Raw genomic sequence first — 20,595 nt, forward strand, 5'->3', positions numbered from 1 at the left:
CTTACCGGATGGCATCTATCGTCTGCACGCCAAGATCACTGTCACTCCCCCGCTCGATGATCAGTTCAACACGCCGGTTCTTGGCCCGATTCGCCCAGGAGTCATTGGGGACCAAGGGGGACGAATCCGCATGCCCCTCAACCGAGACCCTGGAGGGGTCGAGGCCGTGATTGCTCAACATCGCATGCACCACCGTTACCGCGCGGGCGGAAGAGAGTTCCCAGTTGGAACGGAAACGCTTAGTGGAGATGGGGATATCGTCAGTATGGCCAGCCACCACTACTTTCCCCGGCGTGGCGGCGATGACTTTGGTGATCTTCGAGATCACGTCAAAGAATCCAGGGTTGAGAGTCGCTCTGCCCGACCCAAAAGAGCCTTTCTCCTGGATTCGAATGATAATCTTGGTCGCTTCTGTTTCAACCTCAAGCATCCCCTCATCGATCTCCTTATCCAGCATCATCTTCAGCTCTTCCGCCTGCTCTTTGACTTCGGCTTCGATCTGCTCCAGCACCGCTTCACGCATCTGCTGATCGACTTCGACATCCTTTTCGGCCTGTTCCTTACTCTCGTTGACCTCCAGGTTCTCCTGCTCCTCATCTGTGGTGATCTGGCGAATCTCGTCGATCACCGTGGGCTCAGGCTTACCCGTGCTGAACTCCTGTTTGATCACGCTGACGCCCTTGACGATCTCATTGGCCGGGATCTCACGCTGCACGCCGAAGGCATCCTTCATCGACTCCGCCATCTTCTTGAAACGCACGGCATCAATGGTTGCGAACGACAACAACAACACAAAAAAGCACATCAGCAACGACATCAGGTCAGCAAAGGTGGCCAACCAGGCAGGCAGGCCGGCTTCACATTTCGGGCATTCTTCAGCCATCTGTATACTCCCCTGCCCTACTTGTCACCAGAGGGACGTTTGCTGGAAGGCAGGTAGGTGCTTAGTAATTGCTCCAACACCCGCGGGTTCATACCCTCCTGGATCCCGGAGATGGTCTCGATGATCAGAGACTTGTTGGTCTTCTCCATGGCACTGGCGCGGGCCAGCTTATCGGCAATTGGTTGTGCAAAGGCGTTGGCGATCACCGCCCCATAGAGGGTCGTCAATAGAGCCACTGCCATTGCCGGGCCGATACTGGCGGGGTCGGACATATTGGCAAGCATCTGCACCAGACCGATCAGGGTACCGATCATGCCCATCGCCGGCGCCATGATCGCCATGTTGGTAAACATAGTCTGCCCCACCTCGTGGCGCTGAATGGTCAACTCGATATCCTTGCTCAATAGTTTGCTGACCAGGGAGGGATCGTGACCATCGACACAGAGTCCGATCCCCTGCTTGAGAAAATCGTTGCTGATCTCCTGCCCTTCCAGCGCCAGCAGACCATTTTTGCGTGCCACATCGGCCAGCTGCACCGCCTCTTCGATCAGCTTTTTGGGATCATCGGTTTTGTAGAAAAATGCCTTCATTCCGATCGCAAAAGAGCCCAGAAAATCCCCCAGGGAGACCTGCATCAGCGTCACACTAAAGGTGCCGCCCACCACGATCAGAATTGAGGGTACGTTGACAAACAACATCACGTCACCACCGGTAGCAATCGCCGCGATGATGATGCCAAATCCTCCGAGTAAACCAACAAGTGTTGCGATATCCACCTGATACTCTCCAACTCAAGATGTCGTCAAAACAGTATTTCTGCTTCTTTTCTGTCGCCGATACCCGGCTTTTCGCACAGAGCCATTGGCACTCTGTTGTTCGTTCCAGGTAGCGGACAGGCCAGCCGAAACTTTAATTCCCTGCGGCTGGCAAGCTGGGGTCAGTAGGGTGTGAAGGCATCGAAAGTGCTGCGAAGTGCGGTAAGCTCTGCAGATGCAGAAAAGAAAGAGTGTTCTTATCACCGGCTGCTCCAGTGGAATCGGCCTCTGTGTTGCACAGGGGCTACAGCAGCGCGGTTATCGAGTGTTTGCCAGCGCACGAAAAATAGCGGATGTGGCGCGTCTGCAAGAGCTGGGGCTGGAGAGTCTGCAGCTCGATCTGGATGATTCTGCCTCCATCGCCAACGCCCTTGAGGAGCTATTACAGAGCAGCGACGGCAAACTCTACGGGCTGTTCAACAACGGCGCCTATGGCCAACCTGGCGCGGTGGAGGATCTGTCGCGGGAGGTGCTGCGCCAACAGTTTGAGACCAACCTGTTCGGCTGGCATGAACTGACCTGCCGGGTGATCCCGGTGATGCGCAGACAGGGCGAGGGGCGCATCATCCAGAACAGCTCGGTTTTAGGACTAATAGCCCTGCCCTACCGTGGCGCCTACAATGCCAGCAAGTTCGCCCTGGAAGGGCTGACAGACACCCTGCGCCTGGAACTGCGCGGCAGCGGCATCCAGGTCAGCCTGATCGAGCCCGGGCCGATCGAGAGTCGATTCCGCAACAATGCCTACAAGGCATGGCAGCGCAACATCGATGCCGATAGATCGTTTCATCGCAGCAACTACCTAGCGATGGAGGCACGACTGCTGAAGGAAGGGCCAACCGCCCCATTCACTCTACCGGCGGAGGCGGTGCTAAAGCGGGTATTTCATGCCTTGGAGAGCCGGCACCCCCGCCCCCGCTACTACGTCACCGTCCCCACCTATCTGTTTGGCACACTGAAACGACTGCTATCAACCCGGGGGATGGACTGGGTTCTGCAGAAGGTCTCCGGCGAGGGTGGCCGTTAGCCGGTAAGCTCAAGCATTGTTGTGCAGACCGATGACCGAACGGACTGAATCCTCACGCTCTGACTTCGCCCCGTCGCTTCGATTCTGCTCCAACTGATCGAGGTAGCTGCTCGATACGTCGCCGGTCACATACTCCCCGTCGAAGACTGAGGTGTCGAAGCGTTCGATATCAGTCTTGCCCTTCTTCTGCACCGCCTCGATCAGATCCTGCAGATCCTGATAGATCAACTCGTCACAACCGATGATGTCGCGCACTTCTTCCACCGTCCGACCGTGGGCCACCAGCTCGGTGGCGGCCGGCATATCGATGCCATAAACATTGGGGAAACGCACCGGCGGCGCTGCCGAGGCAAAATAGACCTTGCGGGCGCCGGCATCCCGCGCCATCTGCACGATCTGCTTCGAAGTGGTACCGCGCACGATGGAGTCGTCCACCAGCATCACATTCTTGCCTTCGAACTCAAGGTCGATGGCATTGAGCTTCTGGCGCACCGATTTTTTGCGCACCGTCTGTCCGGGCATGATAAAAGTGCGGCCGATATAGCGATTTTTGATGAAGCCCTCGGTGTAGCGCACTTTCAGCTCATTGGCCAGCGCCAGCGCTGCGGTGCGACTGGTGTCCGGGATCGGGATCACGACATCGATGTCGTGCTCCACCCATTCCCGCTGAATCTTCTTCGCCAGCTTTTTGCCCATACGTGAACGCGCCTTGTGCACGAAGACGTTGTCGATGATTGAATCGGGACGGGCAAAGTAGACAAACTCAAAGATGCAGGGCGAGCTTACCGGGTTTTCCGCACACTGCTGGGTATGCAATTCGCCATCCTTGCTGATGAAGACCGCCTCGCCCGGAGCCAGATCCCGCACCCGTTCAAAGCCGAGCACATCCAGTGCAACGCTCTCAGAGGCGATCATATATTCGGTGCCCAACTCAGTCTCGCGCTTGCCATAGACCACCGGACGAATACCGAAGGCATCGCGGAATGCCAGGATACCCACCCCGGGGATCATGGAGATCGCCGCATAACCACCGCGGCAGCGTCGGTGCACGCCGGCCACCGCCTTAAAGATATGTTCAGGTGCCAAGCGCCTGGTGTTCTGTGCCTCCAGCTCATGGGCAAAGATATTCAGCAGGATCTCTGAGTCGGAGTCGGTGTTGATATGACGCAGGTCATCCCGGAACAGCTCCTGCTTCAGCTCTTCTGCATTGGTCAGATTGCCGTTATGGGCCAGGGTGATGCCATAAGGGGAGTTGACATAGAAGGGTTGGGATTCAGCTGAGGAGGAGCAGCCAGCGGTCGGATAACGCACATGGCCAATACCTATGTTGCCACGCAGGTCGATCATGTGACGAGTATGGAAGACGTCCCGCGCCAATCCGTTCGCCTTGCGCAGATGCAGGTTGCCGCCTTCACAGGTGACGATCCCCGCGGCATCTTGTCCACGGTGTTGCAGGACCAGTAATGCATCGTACAGCGACTGATTGACTGCCGATTTACCGACAAGCCCGGCGATACCGCACATACCTTTTACTCCGTCAAACAAGAAGGGCCGATTATAGCGATATTGCGCGCCTCTCGGAGCCCCCTTTAATAACTAAAATAGCGGGCGATGTCGTCGGGGAGGTTCTGCTTCATCCACAACGCCATCTCTTCAAAGTAGGGAATCAGCGACGACTCATGCCACCAACCATCTCCCGGCAGCGGGGTCAGGCCGGCCAGCAACACCAGGATAGCCACCATTAGCACGCCCCGGGCGATACCGAAAAGCATACCAATCATACGATCAGTACCGGTCAAACCAGTGGAATCAACCAACAAGGCAAGAAATCGATTGAGGATTGCGCCGAGCAGCAGGGTGACGATAAGTAGCAGACCGAAGGCGGCGCCCAAACGCAGAGAGGGCACATCAATCCAGGGTTCTAGTTGTACCGCCAGCGGACGGAAGAACAGCCAGGCCACCCAAAATCCCACCACCCAGGTGGCAAGAGAGAGCGCTTCGCTGACGAAACCGCGCACCAAGCTGATAATGGCAGAGATGGCGACAACAATAAGGATGAGAATGTCTATCCAATGCATCGCAATTCAGAAACGCCAATTGAGGAAGGATCGAATTGATCGCTATCGTTTTTGAGAGTCTGAAACGAGACACCCGGAATTGATCCGGGCATTCGCATTCAATTTGGTGGAGCCAGGCGGGATCGAACCGCCGACCTCAACACTGCCAGTGTTGCGCTCTCCCAGCTGAGCTATGGCCCCGAAGGAGGTGCGAATATTAGGGGAAGATTCGGGTTTTGTCTACTGTTTTTTCTGCCTGATTGGAGACCAATAGAGTCTGCAAAATTAGAGCCGATCCAGCTGTCTCTTTAAACGAAAAACGGCCCTTAGATGGGCCGTTATACAAGGGCTGGCGGGGTCTGGCTCCTAGAGCATCATCACCCACAGCAGGGTAGCCCCAGTCACCGCTGCAACGGCGATCAAGGCCGCCGTCATGCAGGACGTACAGATATTGGAAAACAGGTGCGCACTTTTCTCACTCATAACATTCTCCTCAATGCTATCAATCGATGGAGAAGGCCCGGCTATCGACAGCGCTTGGACCCACTCCAACCGACAGAGACAGGTATAAAAAACGGTACGTATCGGTCTGATGCCGACTAAACTTCGCTTCCGTTGGAGCCTAGAAATAGCAGATTCCGGCACAAATGCAAATTTTCTCTCCGATCTGCACCGAACTGTCAGTAAAAACCCTAACTCGTGGGTGGGCAGTCCCGGCCCCTAGTGCACCAACAATCAGGTTTTACCCTGCTGCTCAATCTTAGCCCAGGAGTCACGCAGCGTGACAATACGGTTAAATACCGGCCGCTCTGCTGAGGCATCCTGGCGATCGAGGCAGAAATAGCCCTCACGCTCAAACTGGAAGCGCTCACCCGGAGCTGCCTTCGCCAGAGCCGGCTCGATATAGCAGTCGGTGAGGGTACGCAGGGAATCGGGGTTTAGGCTGTCGGTGAACGCCCCGCCCTCCTCTACCTGGTCAGGATTGGCCTTGCTGAAGAGCCGGTCGTAAAGGCGCACCTCGGCCTTCACGCCGTATTCGGCGGAGACCCAGTGGACCACGCCGCGCACCTTGCGGCCCTCCGGATTTTTACCCAGAGTCTCGGGGTCGTAGCTGCAGCGCAACTCCACGATCTCGCCCTGATTATTCTTGATCACCTCTTCGCATTTGATCACGTAGGCGTTGCGCAGCCGCACCTCGCCACCACTCACCAGCCGCTTATACTTTTTGTTGGCACTCTCACGGAAATCGGCTTGGTCGATGTAGATCTCGCGGGTAAAACGGATCATGCGGCTGCCCATCGACTCATCCTTGGGGTGGTTGGCCGCCTCCAGCTCCTCACTCTTCCCTTCCGGGTAGTTTTCGAGCACCAGCTTCAGTGGATGCATCACCGCCAAACGGCGCGGCGCGTTTTTGTCCAGATCCTCACGGATGCAGTTCTCCAGCACCCCCATCTCCACCTTATTGTCGGACTTGGTGACACCGATACGATGACAGAAGTCGCGGATCGAGGCGGCGGTATAGCCGCGGCGGCGCAAACCAGCAATGGAGGGCATGCGCGGGTCGTCCCATCCCTCCACATGGCCCTCTGCCACCAGTTGGGTCAGCTTGCGCTTGCTCATCACCGTGAATTCCAGATTGAGTCGTGAGAACTCGATCTGCTGGGGATGACAGGGGATGGTGATGTTGTCGAGCACCCAGTCGTAGAGTGGCCGGTGATCTTCAAACTCCAGGGTGCAGAGGGAGTGGGTGATCCCCTCCAACGCATCGGAGATCGGATGGGTAAAGTCGTACATCGGGTAGAGGCACCAGTCCTCACCGGTCTGGTGGTGCACCACGCCATGGCGGATCCGATAGAGGGTCGGATCCCGCATATTCATGTTGGGCGATGCCATATCGATCTTCGCCCGCAACACCCGTTCGCCATCGGCAAACTCGCCCGCCTTCATGCGCGCAAACAGCTCCAGGTTCTCCTCCACCGAACGATCACGATAGGGACTGGGTCTGCCCGGCTCCTTCAAGGTACCGCGGTAGTCGCGCATCTGCTCCGCGTTCAGGTCGCAGACGTAGGCCTTGTCCGCCTTGATCAATTCCACCGCAAAATCATACAACTGCTGGAAGTAGTCCGAAGAGTAGAAGAGTCGATCTTCCCAGTCGAAACCGAGCCAACGCACATCCTGCTGGATGCTCTCGACGAACTCAATGTTCTCCTTGTGCGGATTGGTGTCATCGAAACGCAGGTTGCACTGGCCGCCCGGGTAGTCCTGGGCGATACCAAAGTTGAGCACGATCGACTTGGCGTGGCCGATATGGAGGTAGCCGTTGGGCTCTGGGGGAAAGCGAGTGTGTACCCTGCCTGCGTTTTTGCCTGCTTCCAGATCAGCATCGATGATCTGACGGATGAAGTTGGTAGGCGTTTTGTTCTCGGATGTAGTCATAGAGCGAAAATTCTCTGATTGTGCTTACAGGACCAGCCTCTGCCAGCCATCTCCGGCTTAGCCGGAGCTACCCTCTGCCCGTAATCCCGATCAGGCCTGGGCAGCCCGTTCAGCGATATAGGCCAGCGCCCGATCGATACGGCGCAGGGTCGCCTCTTTGCCCACCAGTTTCAGGGTCACATCGATGCCTGGTGAGGCGGCACGCCCCACTAGGGCGACCCGCAGCGGCTGGGCCACTTTGCCCATCTTCACCTCGAGCGCCTCGGAGACCTTCTCGACCTGTTCGTGCAGTGCTGCTTCGCTCCACTCTTCCAGAGCCTGCAGCGCCTCGCGCATCCGCTCCAGCGGCTCCTGTGCCGCCGGACGCAGGTGTTTCTTCGCCGCTTTCTCATCGTAGGCGTCGAAATCCCTGTAGCAGAAGGCGCTGATCTCGGCCATCTCGACCAGCGTCTTGGCGCGCTCCCGCTGGGCCTCGGCCACCTCCACCAGGTCGGGACCCTCGGTAGGATCGATATCCAACGCCCCCATATGGTAGCTGAGCAGGTGGGCGACCCGCTTGGGGTCATCCTCTTTGATGTAGTGCTGGTTGAGCCAGAGCAGCTTTTCGGTATTAAAGCTGGAGGCGGCCTTGTTGACCGCGTCTATCTCGAATAGCTCGATCATCTCATCGATGGAGAAGATCTCCTGATCGCCGTGGGACCAGCCGAGACGCACCAGGTAGTTGAGTAGCGCCTCTGGCAGGAAGCCGTCCTCACGATACTGCATCACACTGACTGCGCCGTGACGTTTTGAGAGGCGTGCGCCGTCGTCACCGAGGATCATCGGCACATGGCCATATTTCGGCGACCCCTTACCCAGAGCTCGCAGGATGTTGATCTGGCGCGGGGTGTTGTTGAGGTGGTCATCGCCGCGGATCACGTGGGTGATCTCCATGTCCATGTCGTCCACCACCACGGTAAGATTGTAGGTGGGGGAGCCATCGGTGCGGCGGATGATCAGGTCGTCCAGCTCACTATTATTGAAGGCAACCCGGCCACGAATCATGTCGTCGACCACCACGGTGCCCTCCAGGGGATTGCGAAAGCGGATCACATGGGGCTCATCCGCAGAGACCTCCCGATGCCGACAGTGGCCATCGTAACGAGGCTTCTGCTTGTTTTTCATCGCCGTTTCGCGCAGCTGCTCGAGGCGCTCTTTGGAGCAGTTGCAGCGATACGCCAAACCCTTGTCCATCAACTCTCCGATCACCTCATTGTAGCGCTCGAAGCGGTGGGTCTGGTAGAAGGGGCCCTCATCGTACTCAAGCCCGAGCCAGGTCATGCCCTCAAGGATTGCGTTCACCGACTCAGCAGTGGAGCGTTCAAGATCGGTGTCTTCGATGCGCAGCACGAACTTGCCGCCGTGCTTGCGGGCGTAGAGCCAGGAGAAGAGTGCGGTTCGGGCACCGCCCACATGGAGGTAGCCGGTGGGACTGGGAGCAAATCGGGTACGGATGGTCATCTCGTCACTTTAACCAAAGATGGAAAAAGCGGGGATTCTACCAGAGACCAGCCGAATCGGCAGCGGCATTGACACCCCAACCATCGCCGATTAGAATGCCGCGCTCTTGTTCGAGGGCGCATAGCTCAGCTGGGAGAGCGCTGCAGTCACATTGCAGAGGTCACAGGTTCGATCCCTGTTGCGCCCACCATTCCCCTACCTATCTCTCTCCAGGGCGTCGATCCCGTCCAGCCAGCCGCAGAAAGCGTCCGGTGGGCCAGATCTGGTTTGTCTGCAGCAGGCGACTCTTCAGGTTAGCGTTACCGATCAGCAGGTCGAAACCGATTCGCAGATGGGCATTCCAACGCCTTTTATGTTCGGTGTGGCCGCCAAGAAAGTCATAGGCACTGATCCCCTCATCGATGCAAGCCTGAATCACCTCCGCACGCAGCACATTACCAATGCCGGGGTAAAACTGCGGGTCGAAGCCCTCCTGCATCTGGTGGAACATCCCACCGTAATTGTATCCTACCTGCACAGCCCGGATCTCGCCCTGGTGCCTGAGGGCGTACATCGCCAGCCAGCCAGCATCCAGCGCCATCGGCAAAAACTGACTATAAAAGGCGGCTTCAGCCGGCTTGCGGATGAAACATCCGGGATCGCCCAGTGGCGCCCAGCGCAGATGGTGGAGCGCAAACAGCGCCTCTAGGTACTCCGGCAGCTCATCGTGACTCTGACAACGGGTGGTCACCACCGCCTTCTCACGCTGCAGACGCCGGCGTTTGCGGCGCAGCTGCTGGCGCCGGTTACTGGAGAGGGAACGCTCGAAGGCCTCCATACTGGCGGGAAGATCGATCAGACTGAACTCACGCTCCCTGGAGCGCCAGAGCAGTCCTGCCGATTCACAAGCCGAGGTGATGCGTTTAAGGGCACCACTCCAGCCCGCGAGCCTGGCCATCCAGAGCAGATCCCAGTCCGCCCGCGCCTGGTTCAGTGCAGTGGCGATTGCCTGACTGACACCAGCCTGATCAGCGCCGGTGACGATCCAGTCGGGATACTCAAAACCGGTGGCGTAATCAGCCATCGGCAACAGGGTGCGATAGTGGATGCAACCACCAAGGATTGAGCTGGAGCAGTAGAGAGGGGCTGCCCCCACCAGACGCCCCGCCTGATCCCTCACTGTGACAATGAATGGCTCGCACTCTTTGCCGGCTGAGGCTATCCAGGCCGTGAGCCACTCCCAGGTCAGAAAAACGCTGTCTGCCTGGGATGACCTCAGCATTCCGTTCCACTCATTTTCCAATGAGTTGAACTCACGCCACTTTTTGATAATTCTTGTTTGCATTGACGCGAACAGGGATCCCTCTGCTTTATTGGATGATTTTAGGATACCATTCCCACCTGATGCTGTTTCTACCCTCCTTAACGGCGCTTTTCGCGATCCTTTGAACGCCTCCACTGTTTTCAGCTGAGCTGATCGGATTCAGGCTGCTGCCACCCACAGCAGGATAGCCTATGTTCAGATGCAGCCAGCTGCTTTTGTGAAACCTTTCACGCTTCCCTGCAAGCGGTTGCTTTCGCTTCGCCCGATTGGCAATAATCGCTGCTCCCCCTGATAACACAGAGAATCCAGACATATGAAAAGGACCATACACCTGATTGCAGCGGCCCGACCCAACTTCATGAAGATCGCACCGCTCTATCATGCGCTGTCCAAGGAGAGCTGGGCAGATGTAGCTATCGTACATACAGGTCAACACTACGATCTGAATATGTCCGACGCTTTTTTTCAGGACCTGCGTCTGCCTGAGCCCCACATCCATCTCGGCGCAGGAAGCGGTAGCCATGCCGAACAGACCGCTCGGGTTATGATTGCCTATGAACAGGTGGTGATGGAGAAGCGCCCGGACATGGTGGTAGTGGTAGGCGATGTCAATTCCACTATCGCCTGCACCCTGGCTGCCACCAAGGTGGTCTACAGTCTCTCGGATTTCGATTCCGTCACAGGCCTCAACCGCCCCGTGGTGGCGCACCTAGAGGCAGGGCTGCGCTCCTTCGACCGCAGCATGCCGGAAGAGGTTAATCGTCTCGCCACCGACGTGCTCGCCGATCTGCTTTGGACCCCGTCCCCCGATGGCGACGAACACCTCCAACACGAAGGCGTGGAGGCACACAAGATCGTACGGGTCGGCAACATCATGATCGATTCTCTGGAGATGATGCGCGACAAGATCGAGACGGATGGAACATACGAAAAACACGATCTTGAGAAGGGCAACTATGCGGTCATCACCCTGCACCGCCCCGCCAATGTGGACAGCCCCGAGTCGCTGAAATCACTCTGCGACATGATCAACAACGTGGCGGAGAAACTGCCAATCGTCTTCCCCATCCACCCCCGCACTCGCAAACACCTTGAAACCAGTGGTCTGATCGAGACCATCTCAAACAACCCGGCGGTCAAACTGCTAGAGCCACAGAACTACATCAGCTTCATGAATCTGGTATTCAACTGCCGGATCGCAATTACCGATTCTGGTGGCCTGCAGGAGGAGACTAGCTACCTCGGCATTCCCTGTCTGACGGTACGACCCAATACCGAACGACCGATCACCATCACCCAGGGCACCAATCAGCTCTGCAAACTTGAGGAGGTGGAAGATAAGACCAACGAGATCCTTGCTGGCAAGGCGGGGAAAGGCTCAGCTCCTGATCTCTGGGACGGGAATACCGCATCGAGGGTCGTCGACTCCATTCGGAAAACATTCAAGATCTGATGCCCTGAACTGACAGAGGCGTGGAGTCATATCGACCCCACGCCTCCCCTGCTGAGACGAATCATTCAATCGCCTCTTTACAAACTGGCTGGGTTTAAAACAAGAACTTCATCGTCGCCGCTATGCGATTACGCTTGTAACTTCCGAGCGGGTTGTCTGAATCACGCCTGAGAAAGGTATATTCTCCGATTCCAACAAGCGAAGGCGCGAACTTATGTTCCACAGATAGCAGGCCGTAGTAGTCATTATACTTGTCATCCACTCGTGATGAATTGTAGCGGTAATAGACACCAACACGCCCAGAGGTGCGCCCACCCAAGCCCCAATCATAATAGACATCGGCACCATACACGTCCTGTTCAGTGCCATCAGCGGTGTATTCACGCTTGCGATCGAAGATACGCCCGCCAAGTGAGGAACGCGGGAAAGAGTAGGTGGCCTCTGCGGCAAGGGTCTTTTTCAAGAAGATCTCTGTATTGAGGTCGCCACCTTCGCCGGGGAAAATGGGATTGCCCTGATCATCAAACACCGGCGCATCTGCATCCAGTGTGGCGTTGCTATCAAAATCCTCGTCGTAGTTTGCGGATAGGGTCAATCGTCTTGCCCGATGCACAACCATCATCTGTTTAGTGTCACCGAAATAACGCCTACCTGCGATGAACTCCATGGTTGTCCGCACAGAAGGCGCCCAACCCAAGCCCACACCCCACAATGCCCCCTCCTTCTCGTCAGAGGCATTCTGGGTCGTATATTCATTCTGCTCGTAGCCCAACTTTCCGATAGCATACATACGTTTGAACACCGGATAGCGGATGTCGCCTACAAATCGCTCAAAGTTTGAGCGAACACGGTCTTCGGGCTCAAAGCGTCTGTGGCTGTAATTCAGCCCCCATTTTAGCTTAGTAAAGCGGGTACCGCTCTCCAGGGAGGCGAGGATCTCTTTTGTATCCTGATCGTTTCCCACATCGTTGTCGTATTCCACCCGCCGATAGCGGTAGCCGATCTGTCCGCTGGCCGTGTTTCCAAATCTGCGTTTCAGGTAAGGATAGAGGGTGACGGTCGCCACATTGATATTACCCAGGCTGATGCCTATGTTATCCGGATCATAGGCCTGACCAGAGTGTTCCGGTCTCTGAGTGTAGCTGCCTCGTGCGTCGATATAAAACAGATCCTCAACCAGCATAGCGGTGCCGTCTGCCAGCAACTGATGCCGCACAGTATCCGAGTCAGTGTGGTCCATATATTTCAGAAGCTGCGCTCGATAATTGAGATCCAGGCTTAAAGCACGCCCCAAGCCGGACACAGCCAATTCTGGAATCACTTCAACAATAAAGTCACTTTCCGCCTGATCGGAGGGGGTCAAGGCAATATTGTCGGTATATGAACCACGCACCGAGAGTGCGGGATTGATATCCCAATTCAGCCCCAGCGCATTTTCAGCGAACAGCGCACTGAAGCCGCATAGGACCGCAAGTTGCTTTCTTGTGAAGATTTTATTTTTTCTCATGGCTCTGCTTGCATCTAGTAAGACCCGTAATAACCACCGTAGTACTGGCTTCCGGATTTTACTCTGCTTTTGTTCAAGACCAAACCGAGCACTTTATTCGCATCGATCCGCTCGATCGACTCGTTCACCGCTTCTACCGGAGTTCTTCCCGCTTCCACCACCATGACGATCTGTCCAACCTTCATGGTCAAAACTGACGCCTCGGTGGTGGCCAGCATCGGAGGAGCATCAATCAGCACGATTCGGTCAGGATAACGCTCACCAAGTTCCGCAATCAGCTTATCCATGCTGTCACTGGCCAACAGTTCCGTTGAGTGTTTGTGGCGGGTCCCGGCTGGCAGGATCTTTAACTTAGGGATCTGAGTACCAAGGATCACATCGCCCAGCTCAACGTCAGGATCTTCCAGAACATCCAGCAAGCCCGGTTTATCCTCCGCTCCAACCAGCTTGCTGAGTGAAGAACGCAGCACATCCCCATCCACCATCAGGATGGTTGAATCAAGTTCAGTGGCAATACTCATTGCCAAGTTGAACGAGGTGAAGGTCTTACCTTCGCCAGGTACAGAGCTTGTCACCAGGATGATGTTACCCCGCTCAACCGGTGCGGCGCCTTTACCAAAAGCATTTATCAGCAGGGGACGTTTGATAACCCGGTACTCCTCCCAGACAACCTGGTTGTCGCTGTTCGGGGTGAGATAACCCAGATGCTCCTTGCCCTCAAAATCGATCGTGAACGGCTCCTTCTCAACCAATTCACTCTGGGAGGCTGCCAGAGGGTCATCATCCGCTCCGACCTCCGAGAAATAGGAAGCTTCTTCCGCATAGCCACCACTCTCATCCTTTCCATCCACCCCAATTCCGACACCCTCCGCAACCAGTGTGGATTTAGCGGAGTCCTCTGCTAGAGTAGTGATCGTCGGCTCTTTTTCCCCGACCTCCTCAGTAACCCTGGCCTTATTCAGCCGCTCTACCGCCTTTTCAATACTGCTAACCATTAATCATCTCACTCTTTTTACGGTAAAACGCCTCTATTTTAGAACCTGCAGAAGCCCGACGCCATTTTTCACGCTATCTTTGCTGGAGCACCGGCGCCTTTCCAGCGCGCCGGCCCACTAATTTTGCGATCAAAACCAAGTTTCTGGAATGATCAGTACATCTCCAGGCAACATCTCAACATTTGCTGAAATATCACCATCCCGCACCAGATCATCCAGTCGTACCTGAAACTGTTCCGTTTTGCCATTAATCCTGCGCACGATACTTGCCTTGTTTCCGGCAGCAAACTCAGTCAAACCACCAACGGCAATAACCACATCCAGCAGCGACATATGTTCCCGATACGGCAGCGATTGCGGCTGGGCAGCCTGTCCAACCACACGAATCTGTTCTGTATACTGACCAACAAAGTTAGTCACAGTAACCGTAACCTTCGGATTCTTAATGAATTTTGAGAGATTTCCCTCGAGATTTCGCGCCAACTCGGTTGGCGTCTTACCGCTTGCCTGCATATCTTCGACCAGAGGCGTTGTGATCAAGCCATCCGGCCTCACAATCACTTCAGAGGATAGTTCTGGATCCCCCCAGACAAAAACCTTCAGGCTGTCGCCCGGACCAATCAGGTATTTCGGCGCCTCCGCACCCACCCTGGTTATACTGACCGGCGCCTCCTTCTGCACAGTTCCGCCGGCACTCGCACATCCTGCCAGAACAATGGCTGCCAATACGCTAACCAGCACCATCGACAGGACATTTTTTGTATATTGATAACTTTTTTTCATCTTGCTACCCCCGCCCGCTAAGGCCTCTCATATTTCGCTGCATTAACAACCCCATGACTCAATGAAGCTGGGCTTGCTCTCCCATTCTTCCCGAACGCTTCGAATCCTTTCTCATTGCCGCATTAGACGTTGTTTCAGTTTGAGCGCGGTCTCTCGTTCCGGAAACAGAGCGGCACTATCCAGGGCCCGGTTCAACGCCCGGATTGCCTGCTCGATATTGCCAGATTCATACAAAATTTCTGCGTAATGATAAAGGATAGCGGGATTCTGCGTCGCCTTCCCGATCTCCTCAATGATCTCCCTCCCCTTATCCCGCTCTCCCGACCTGAACAACAGCCAGCCATAAGTATCCGCAATCGCTTCATTCCCAGAGGCAGCATTATAGGCTCGCTCGGCGAAATTGAGAGCCTTCTGGGGATCGGATGACGCCACAAGTAATGCCAGATTGTTGAGCGCAATCACATTGTTCCCATCGGCCTGAAGAACCTCTTCATACATCGCCTGAGCTTTGACGTTATCACCACTGCTCTGGTAGATGGATGCCAGCCCCAGCTCCCCTTTTACATCATCAGGATGCTGTTTCTTCCAACTCATCAACACATCGATAGCTTTCTGTTTGTTGTTGCGCAACAGATGAGTTTTGGCGAGTTTTTCGGCGATTGCAAAGGTATTGAACTGCCCCAGTCCCTCGCTTAGATTCAGCTCCGCCTGCTCATATTGACCATTCTTCAGATAGAGATCACCCAGCAACAGGTACCCCCAGTATCTGGAGCGTTCATTCTGCAGCAGAGACTTTGCCAGCTGTTCCGCCTCTTGAGTATTGCCAGCCTTGATCTCATTCGACACCAGCATAACTTTGCCTCTGACATTGTCGGGCTGGATCTCTAGCAGCTTCTCCAGTACGTGTTTGGCGCTGGAGAGCCGCCCCATCCTCTGCTCCGCCCCGGCCAACCCCAGATAGCCTGAGATCGACTGTGGGCTCTTATCGACCAGCATCGAAAGATAATGGGAAGCACCGGCATAGTCACCGGCCTGCATCTTCGAATTGCCCATCAACAGGAGGAAGACAGGGTTGTCCGGATTGATACGTTCGAGCTCGCCAAGAATCGCATTGGCTTTGCTGCGTTCGCCTCGTTTTAGATAGTGCCTTGCCAGGATATAGCGCGGTAAAGTTGCGTTCTGATCTGCCTCTCTCGCCCGCTCCACCCACTGCTCCGCCTGCTGCTGGTCTCCCTGCTTATCAGCAATCTGCGACAGGCCGAGCATGGCAGTCACGTTCCTGGCATCCAGCTCAAGAATCTTTTTGAATCGCTTCTTTGCACTCCCCAAGCTACCCCCCTCAAGCTCAAACCGGGCCAGCGCGAAATGGGCTGGAAGATAGCCTGGCTCGAATGTCAGGGCCTGTAGCAACTGCCTACGTCCTGTCAACCGTTTACCCTGCATCACATGAATACTGCCTTTTAGGGTCGTCAACATCGGCGAGTTGGGAGTTTCAGCGATCAGTTCGTCGGTCAGCTTAATCGCCTCACTGAATTCTTTTTTTCTCAGATAAGCATAGATCAGCATCAGCCGATTTTTTGGCAGATCGGCATCCGACAGCGTCTCCAACTCCTCGATCGCCTGGTCAATTGAGCCTTTGCGCAGATAGGCCTTGGCAAGTTCCTCTCGAATCGCGCTGTTTCCCGGATCAGCCTTCACCGCCTGTTCCAGATACCGGGTGCCTGAGAGGTGATCCCCCGAACGGCTGGCGGCATTACCGATCAGTTTCAGGATTTCCACATCCCCACCGGCATTATCCAGTGCGGGCTCAAGTGCCTCCAGAGCACTCTCGTGCTGGTTGAGTTTCAGGCGTGTCATACCCAGCAGTTTTCTTGCCTGCAGGTGATTGGGGACTTTATTCACATACTGGCTAAGATAGGCATTTGCCTGTTCATAGTTCTGTCTGGCGAAATGAACAGAGCCAAGCAGCAGCAGGGTGGGAAGATGATCTGGCGAAGCGCTTATGACCTGTTTCAACTCGCCCTCAGCCGCCTCATACTCTTCCACCATAAAGTGATGAAGGCCGGAAAAATAGGCTCCGATCGGATGTTCCGGGAGGATCTTTCGAAACGCCGCTATCCGCGTCGCGGCTTTTTCAAGCCTCTTCTCTGCCAGCAGGGTCTGGATCAACGAGACATGAGCAGCGAAATGCTGCTTGGAGAAAAATGAGCTCGCCAGCGACTCCATCGCCTTCTCAAAGGCGATCTCAGCCGTATCAAACTCCTGACGCTGAAAATGGATCGCCCCCATCACGAGATAACCTTCAGTGAAGCCTGGATCCTGCAATACGGCCTTCTGGCACTGTGTGACAGCCGTCTCCAGATTCTCCCGCATGACATTGATCCGCGCCATGCCGACCAATGCCTTGGGAAAGGCCGGATCGATACCCAACGCCGCTTCCAGCAGGGACGCCGCCTCAGCCTCCTCCCCTTTTGCCAAACGGGCCTCAGCATACGCCACCAACAGATATTTCCTGTCACTTCCGGAGATCTGCTGTGGATCCAGCTCTTCCAGAATTCTGTCATACTGATGCTGCGCGAGTAGCGCCTGTGCCTTTCGAGACAGTAGATCTGACTCTGGAACACCCAATTCGGCCGCCCTCTTCAGCTCTTTTTCCGCTGACTTCCCATCCCCGACTGCGAGATAAGAGTCGGCCAACATAACGCGCGCCTGATCATTCGAGGCGTTGCTCTGCAAGACATTTTTCAGCTCGATGATCGCTTTGGCAGGCTCATCATTCTGCAGATGCTCACCAGCCTTTGCCATCCGCTCCGTTTCATTTCCACCGCTACATCCAGTGATAAAAACCAGCAAAACCACAGCCGCCAGTGCAACCGGCCTGCCGCGCATCTGCATGAGGTTTTTATACTTCATCTTGCTAACTTCCCCTGGCTAAAAGCGATTGTGGGTCCATCAAAATCGAGTCTGTCTTCAGGGTCAACGGGAAAGTGCTGTCTCTACATCTGTCACAAACTGCGACAAAAACGCCATCAGCACGGCTTCAGCATCCTGCTGCTCTGACGTCACCGGTGTACTGACAAGCACGACTGAGATAGCCGGCGACCCGGTCAAGGTTCCATAGAGATTCCAGAGCTTGGCTCTGCTGCCACTGGCCACCCGGTGCCCCGCGGTACCATACCATCGCCACACCAGACGCTGCGAGGCCTGCCCGCCGCCTTTGATCAGCGACGCCTCCACTGGCAGGTGACTGCCATCCGCCAGCACAACCTGCCGCTGCTGGCGTGACACACGGGCCCACCTTTCTCCACTGAAAATCTTGTTGTCGACGTGAACCGCCTCTTTATCCTGTGCCTGCTTTTCAAAGTGGGTGATAAACAGATCCACGCTATCCTGATGCGACAGATAACGCCCTTGGAGCACCAGATCGCCCTGCTGCCACTTCGGTTGCCACTGAGTCAGGCGGCGGGCCTGCAACTGCCAGTCACCGACCTGCTCTGGCAGCCGCCAGCGAAGGCTGTCCGCAGTCTCTGCTGAAACACTGTAGGCCAAGGCCAGCAGAGGTCCGAGCATACTGACCAGTACCACGCCACCCAGCACAGGCCATCGCGTCAGGGCAACCGGTGCATCAGCCTCTGGATCTACAGCTTTCTTCTCCGCCTGTGGCGGAAACAGGCGTCCCAGATAGACCAGCAGTACGAAGATGAAGAGGGCGAACACGACCCACCCCAGGGTATCGTGATCCTGCACCACGGGGTTTTGCATGCCAGTAAAGTAGCCAATTGCCACCACGCTATAGATACGCACAATATTCGCTAGGAATGCCATCCCCGAGGCGATCACGGCGTAGATCAACATCTGCCTGAGGTTGAAACCGTTCACTTTGGCATAGAGAAACGCGATAGTAACCGCCGTCAGCTGATACTTGAGTCCACTGCACCCCTCTTCCACTTCGAAAACACCGTCAGGGATAAGAATCAGATAGCCTTCGCGCACCGTGGTGAAACCAGTTACATCAAGCAGCTGTGCCGAGACAATAGCCGACGCGGTCTGCAGATAGGGGGTCAATACCTGCCAGACAGGCACCACACTCAGCAGCAGCAGAATCGGAAAGAAGAACGGGAGCGCCTGCCGCACCCCCAGCAGACTCACAACAACCCCGAGCAGAACCAACACGAACGCCGCCTGCTGCACCGACTCGATGTAGACCAGCCCGGCCAGCAGCCAGAGCAATGTCGCACCCAGCAGGAACGAAATACCCAGCAGGCTGGGCTGGATGCGCAATCCCGGCGCCGTCTGCCGAAGCGCTTGGTAGAAGAGATAGAGTGAGATGGGAAACAGCAGAAAGCCGTGGGAGAGGACAGAGCCCTTATCCGACCAGAGCTCAACCAGCCGCTCCAGGGAAGGGTAATAAGCAACAAACGGCACCAGCAGAGCAGACACCAGCAACAGTGCCTGCCCGTTCCAAAAAAACCTCGCACCGGTTTCGGCAAGGTTATTTGAGGTCATGCTTGTTCACGAGGTCATAGAGTGTCGGCCGACTCACCCCAAGCAACTCGGCCGCCTTCGAGACATTCCCTTCAACATAGTTCAATGCGCGCTCCACCGCCTTGGCTTCGGCCCGCTCGCGCACCTCACGCAGATTAAACGGCAGGAGATTCTCACCGCCACTACTCAACTGCAGCTCCTCTGGGGTAATCTGCGACCCTTCAGCCATGATCACCGCCCGCTTGACCTTATTCATCATCTCACGCACATTGCCCGGCCAGAAGTAGCTCTCGATCGCCTGCAGCGCCTCTTTGGAAAAGCCGCGCACCTTGCTCGAATTCTGCGATGCAAATTTCGCCAGAAACGCCCAAGCCAGCATCACCGCATCCCCCTCACGCTCACGCAGCGGCGGGATATTGATGGTGATCTCGCTGACTCGATAGAAGAGATCCTCGCGAAACTCGCTGCTCTGGATCATCTCCTCCAGATTACGGTTGGTGGCACAGACTACGCGCACGTCGACCGGCACTACTTCACGTCCACCCACTCGTTCGATGACTCGCTCTTGGAGGAACCTGAGCAGCTTCGCCTGCAGGCCAATCGGCATGTCACCGATCTCATCCAGAAACAGGGTGCCACCGGTAGCGGTCTCTATCTTGCCAAGGGTACGCTTGGCTGCTCCGGTGAAGGCGCCCTTCTCGTAGCCAAAAAGCTCGCTCTCCAACAAAGTCTCAGGGATCGAGGCGCAGTTAATCGCAACAAACTTGTTCTCCGAACGGTCGCTCAGATCATGGACCGCCTTCGCCAACACCTCTTTGCCGGTGCCACTCTCCCCCAGCAGCAGCACTGTTGCATCGGTTGGGCTCACCCTCTCGATCACCCGGCAGACGGAGATCATCTCGGTGCTCGATGCAATCACCCCATCGAGTGGGGTCATCCTCTGCTGGGCGGAAAAGGCACGATTCTCCGCTTCCAACTCATAGAGCTGATAGGCCCGATCGATAATAACCTTCAGCACTTCCGGGTCAATCGGCTTCTGGTAGAAGTCATAGGCGCCAAATTCGAGTGACTTCAGCGCATTCAACCGGTCATCGTTGCCGGTCACCACGATAACCTTAGTATGGGGTGCGAGGGAGAGGATCTGTTTCAGTGTAAGCAGCCCCTCGCTGACGTTGGCAGGATCGGGCGGCAACCCCAGATCGAGGGTCACCACCGGGGGAGTGAAACGCCTCAGCGCCGCAATGGCTGACTCCCGGTCTCCAGCAATCTTGGCGTCATAGCCATCAAAACACCAGCGCAGCTGACTCTGCAGACCCGGATCATCCTCAACGATTAGAAGTGGTCTTAACATCTC

The 20,595-nt window shown here is 55.8% G+C and carries 15 protein-coding genes and 2 tRNA genes; 3 read left to right on the top strand and 14 right to left on the bottom strand.

Annotated elements, in window-relative coordinates; translation table 11 throughout:
• Position 1: 1 nt before the first annotated feature.
• On the bottom strand, positions 2-883 hold the full coding sequence (tssL, locus tag L0Y14_RS09755) for a type VI secretion system protein TssL, long form (protein ID WP_005960141.1): 882 nt from the start codon (positions 881-883) through the stop codon (positions 2-4).
• 17 nt (positions 884-900) lie between these two features.
• A complete protein-coding gene (gene pomA / locus L0Y14_RS09760; protein WP_005960140.1) occupies positions 901-1,659 on the bottom strand; it encodes a flagellar motor protein PomA in 759 nt (252 codons plus the stop codon).
• Positions 1,660-1,873: 214 nt separating this feature from the next.
• Here pomA and L0Y14_RS09765 point away from each other — a divergent pair, with 214 nt between their 5' ends.
• Entirely contained in the window at positions 1,874-2,722 is an 849-nt protein-coding gene (locus L0Y14_RS09765) for an SDR family oxidoreductase (protein ID WP_040819782.1), read from the top strand.
• Positions 2,723-2,731: 9 nt separating this feature from the next.
• Here the strand turns inward: L0Y14_RS09765 and purF are convergent, their stop codons facing one another.
• From purF to gltX, 5 genes are all read right to left on the bottom strand, one after another.
• Entirely contained in the window at positions 2,732-4,246 is a 1,515-nt protein-coding gene (gene purF, locus L0Y14_RS09770; protein ID WP_006475237.1) for an amidophosphoribosyltransferase, read from the bottom strand.
• A 65-nt stretch (positions 4,247-4,311) separates the two neighbouring features.
• On the bottom strand, positions 4,312-4,800 hold the full coding sequence (locus L0Y14_RS09775; protein WP_005960134.1) for a CvpA family protein: 489 nt from the start codon (positions 4,798-4,800) through the stop codon (positions 4,312-4,314).
• Positions 4,801-4,904: 104 nt separating this feature from the next.
• Positions 4,905-4,980 (bottom strand) — tRNA-Ala (locus L0Y14_RS09780).
• A gap of 534 nt (positions 4,981-5,514) precedes the next feature.
• Positions 5,515-7,215 (bottom strand): glutamine--tRNA ligase/YqeY domain fusion protein, encoded by a 1,701-nt coding sequence (locus L0Y14_RS09785; protein WP_005960133.1) that lies wholly within the window; start codon positions 7,213-7,215, stop codon positions 5,515-5,517.
• A gap of 90 nt (positions 7,216-7,305) precedes the next feature.
• The gene (gene gltX, locus L0Y14_RS09790) at positions 7,306-8,715 is read right to left on the bottom strand and encodes a glutamate--tRNA ligase (protein ID WP_006475239.1); all 1,410 of its coding nucleotides are present in this window, start codon (positions 8,713-8,715) and stop codon (positions 7,306-7,308) included.
• Positions 8,716-8,829: 114 nt separating this feature from the next.
• On the opposite strand from gltX, the gene L0Y14_RS09795 reads away from it, so the two are divergent.
• Positions 8,830-8,905 (top strand) — tRNA-Val (locus L0Y14_RS09795).
• Positions 8,906-8,914: 9 nt separating this feature from the next.
• Here L0Y14_RS09795 and L0Y14_RS09800 read toward each other — a convergent pair.
• A complete protein-coding gene (locus L0Y14_RS09800) occupies positions 8,915-9,976 on the bottom strand; it encodes a GNAT family N-acetyltransferase (protein ID WP_240991684.1) in 1,062 nt (353 codons plus the stop codon).
• A gap of 355 nt (positions 9,977-10,331) precedes the next feature.
• On the opposite strand from L0Y14_RS09800, the gene wecB reads away from it, so the two are divergent.
• Positions 10,332-11,471 (top strand): non-hydrolyzing UDP-N-acetylglucosamine 2-epimerase, encoded by a 1,140-nt coding sequence (gene wecB / locus L0Y14_RS09805; protein ID WP_005960128.1) that lies wholly within the window; start codon positions 10,332-10,334, stop codon positions 11,469-11,471.
• Between the two features lie 94 nt (positions 11,472-11,565).
• Here the strand turns inward: wecB and L0Y14_RS09810 are convergent, their stop codons facing one another.
• From L0Y14_RS09810 to prsR, 6 genes are all read right to left on the bottom strand, one after another.
• Positions 11,566-12,978 (bottom strand): TIGR03016 family PEP-CTERM system-associated outer membrane protein, encoded by a 1,413-nt coding sequence (locus L0Y14_RS09810; protein WP_005960126.1) that lies wholly within the window; start codon positions 12,976-12,978, stop codon positions 11,566-11,568.
• Positions 12,979-12,992: 14 nt separating this feature from the next.
• Positions 12,993-13,973 (bottom strand): XrtA-associated tyrosine autokinase, encoded by a 981-nt coding sequence (locus tag L0Y14_RS09815; protein WP_005960125.1) that lies wholly within the window; start codon positions 13,971-13,973, stop codon positions 12,993-12,995.
• Between the two features lie 129 nt (positions 13,974-14,102).
• Positions 14,103-14,756, bottom strand: a complete 654-nt coding sequence (locus tag L0Y14_RS09820; RefSeq protein ID WP_005960122.1) for an XrtA/PEP-CTERM system exopolysaccharide export protein — start codon at positions 14,754-14,756, stop codon at positions 14,103-14,105.
• A 111-nt stretch (positions 14,757-14,867) separates the two neighbouring features.
• Positions 14,868-17,669 (bottom strand): XrtA/PEP-CTERM system TPR-repeat protein PrsT, encoded by a 2,802-nt coding sequence (prsT, locus tag L0Y14_RS09825; protein ID WP_006475242.1) that lies wholly within the window; start codon positions 17,667-17,669, stop codon positions 14,868-14,870.
• A 63-nt stretch (positions 17,670-17,732) separates the two neighbouring features.
• The gene (locus L0Y14_RS09830; RefSeq protein WP_240991688.1) at positions 17,733-19,196 is read right to left on the bottom strand and encodes an exosortase C-terminal domain/associated protein EpsI; all 1,464 of its coding nucleotides are present in this window, start codon (positions 19,194-19,196) and stop codon (positions 17,733-17,735) included.
• Between the two features lie 52 nt (positions 19,197-19,248).
• Positions 19,249-20,592: a PEP-CTERM-box response regulator transcription factor gene (prsR, locus tag L0Y14_RS09835; protein WP_005960117.1), complete on the bottom strand. Its 1,344-nt coding sequence runs from the start codon at positions 20,590-20,592 to the stop codon at positions 19,249-19,251.
• Positions 20,593-20,595: the final 3 nt, after the last annotated feature.

Source organism: Candidatus Endoriftia persephonae, assembly GCF_023733635.1.
In the GTDB taxonomy this organism is placed as follows: Bacteria; Pseudomonadota; Gammaproteobacteria; order Chromatiales; family Chromatiaceae; genus Endoriftia; species Endoriftia persephonae.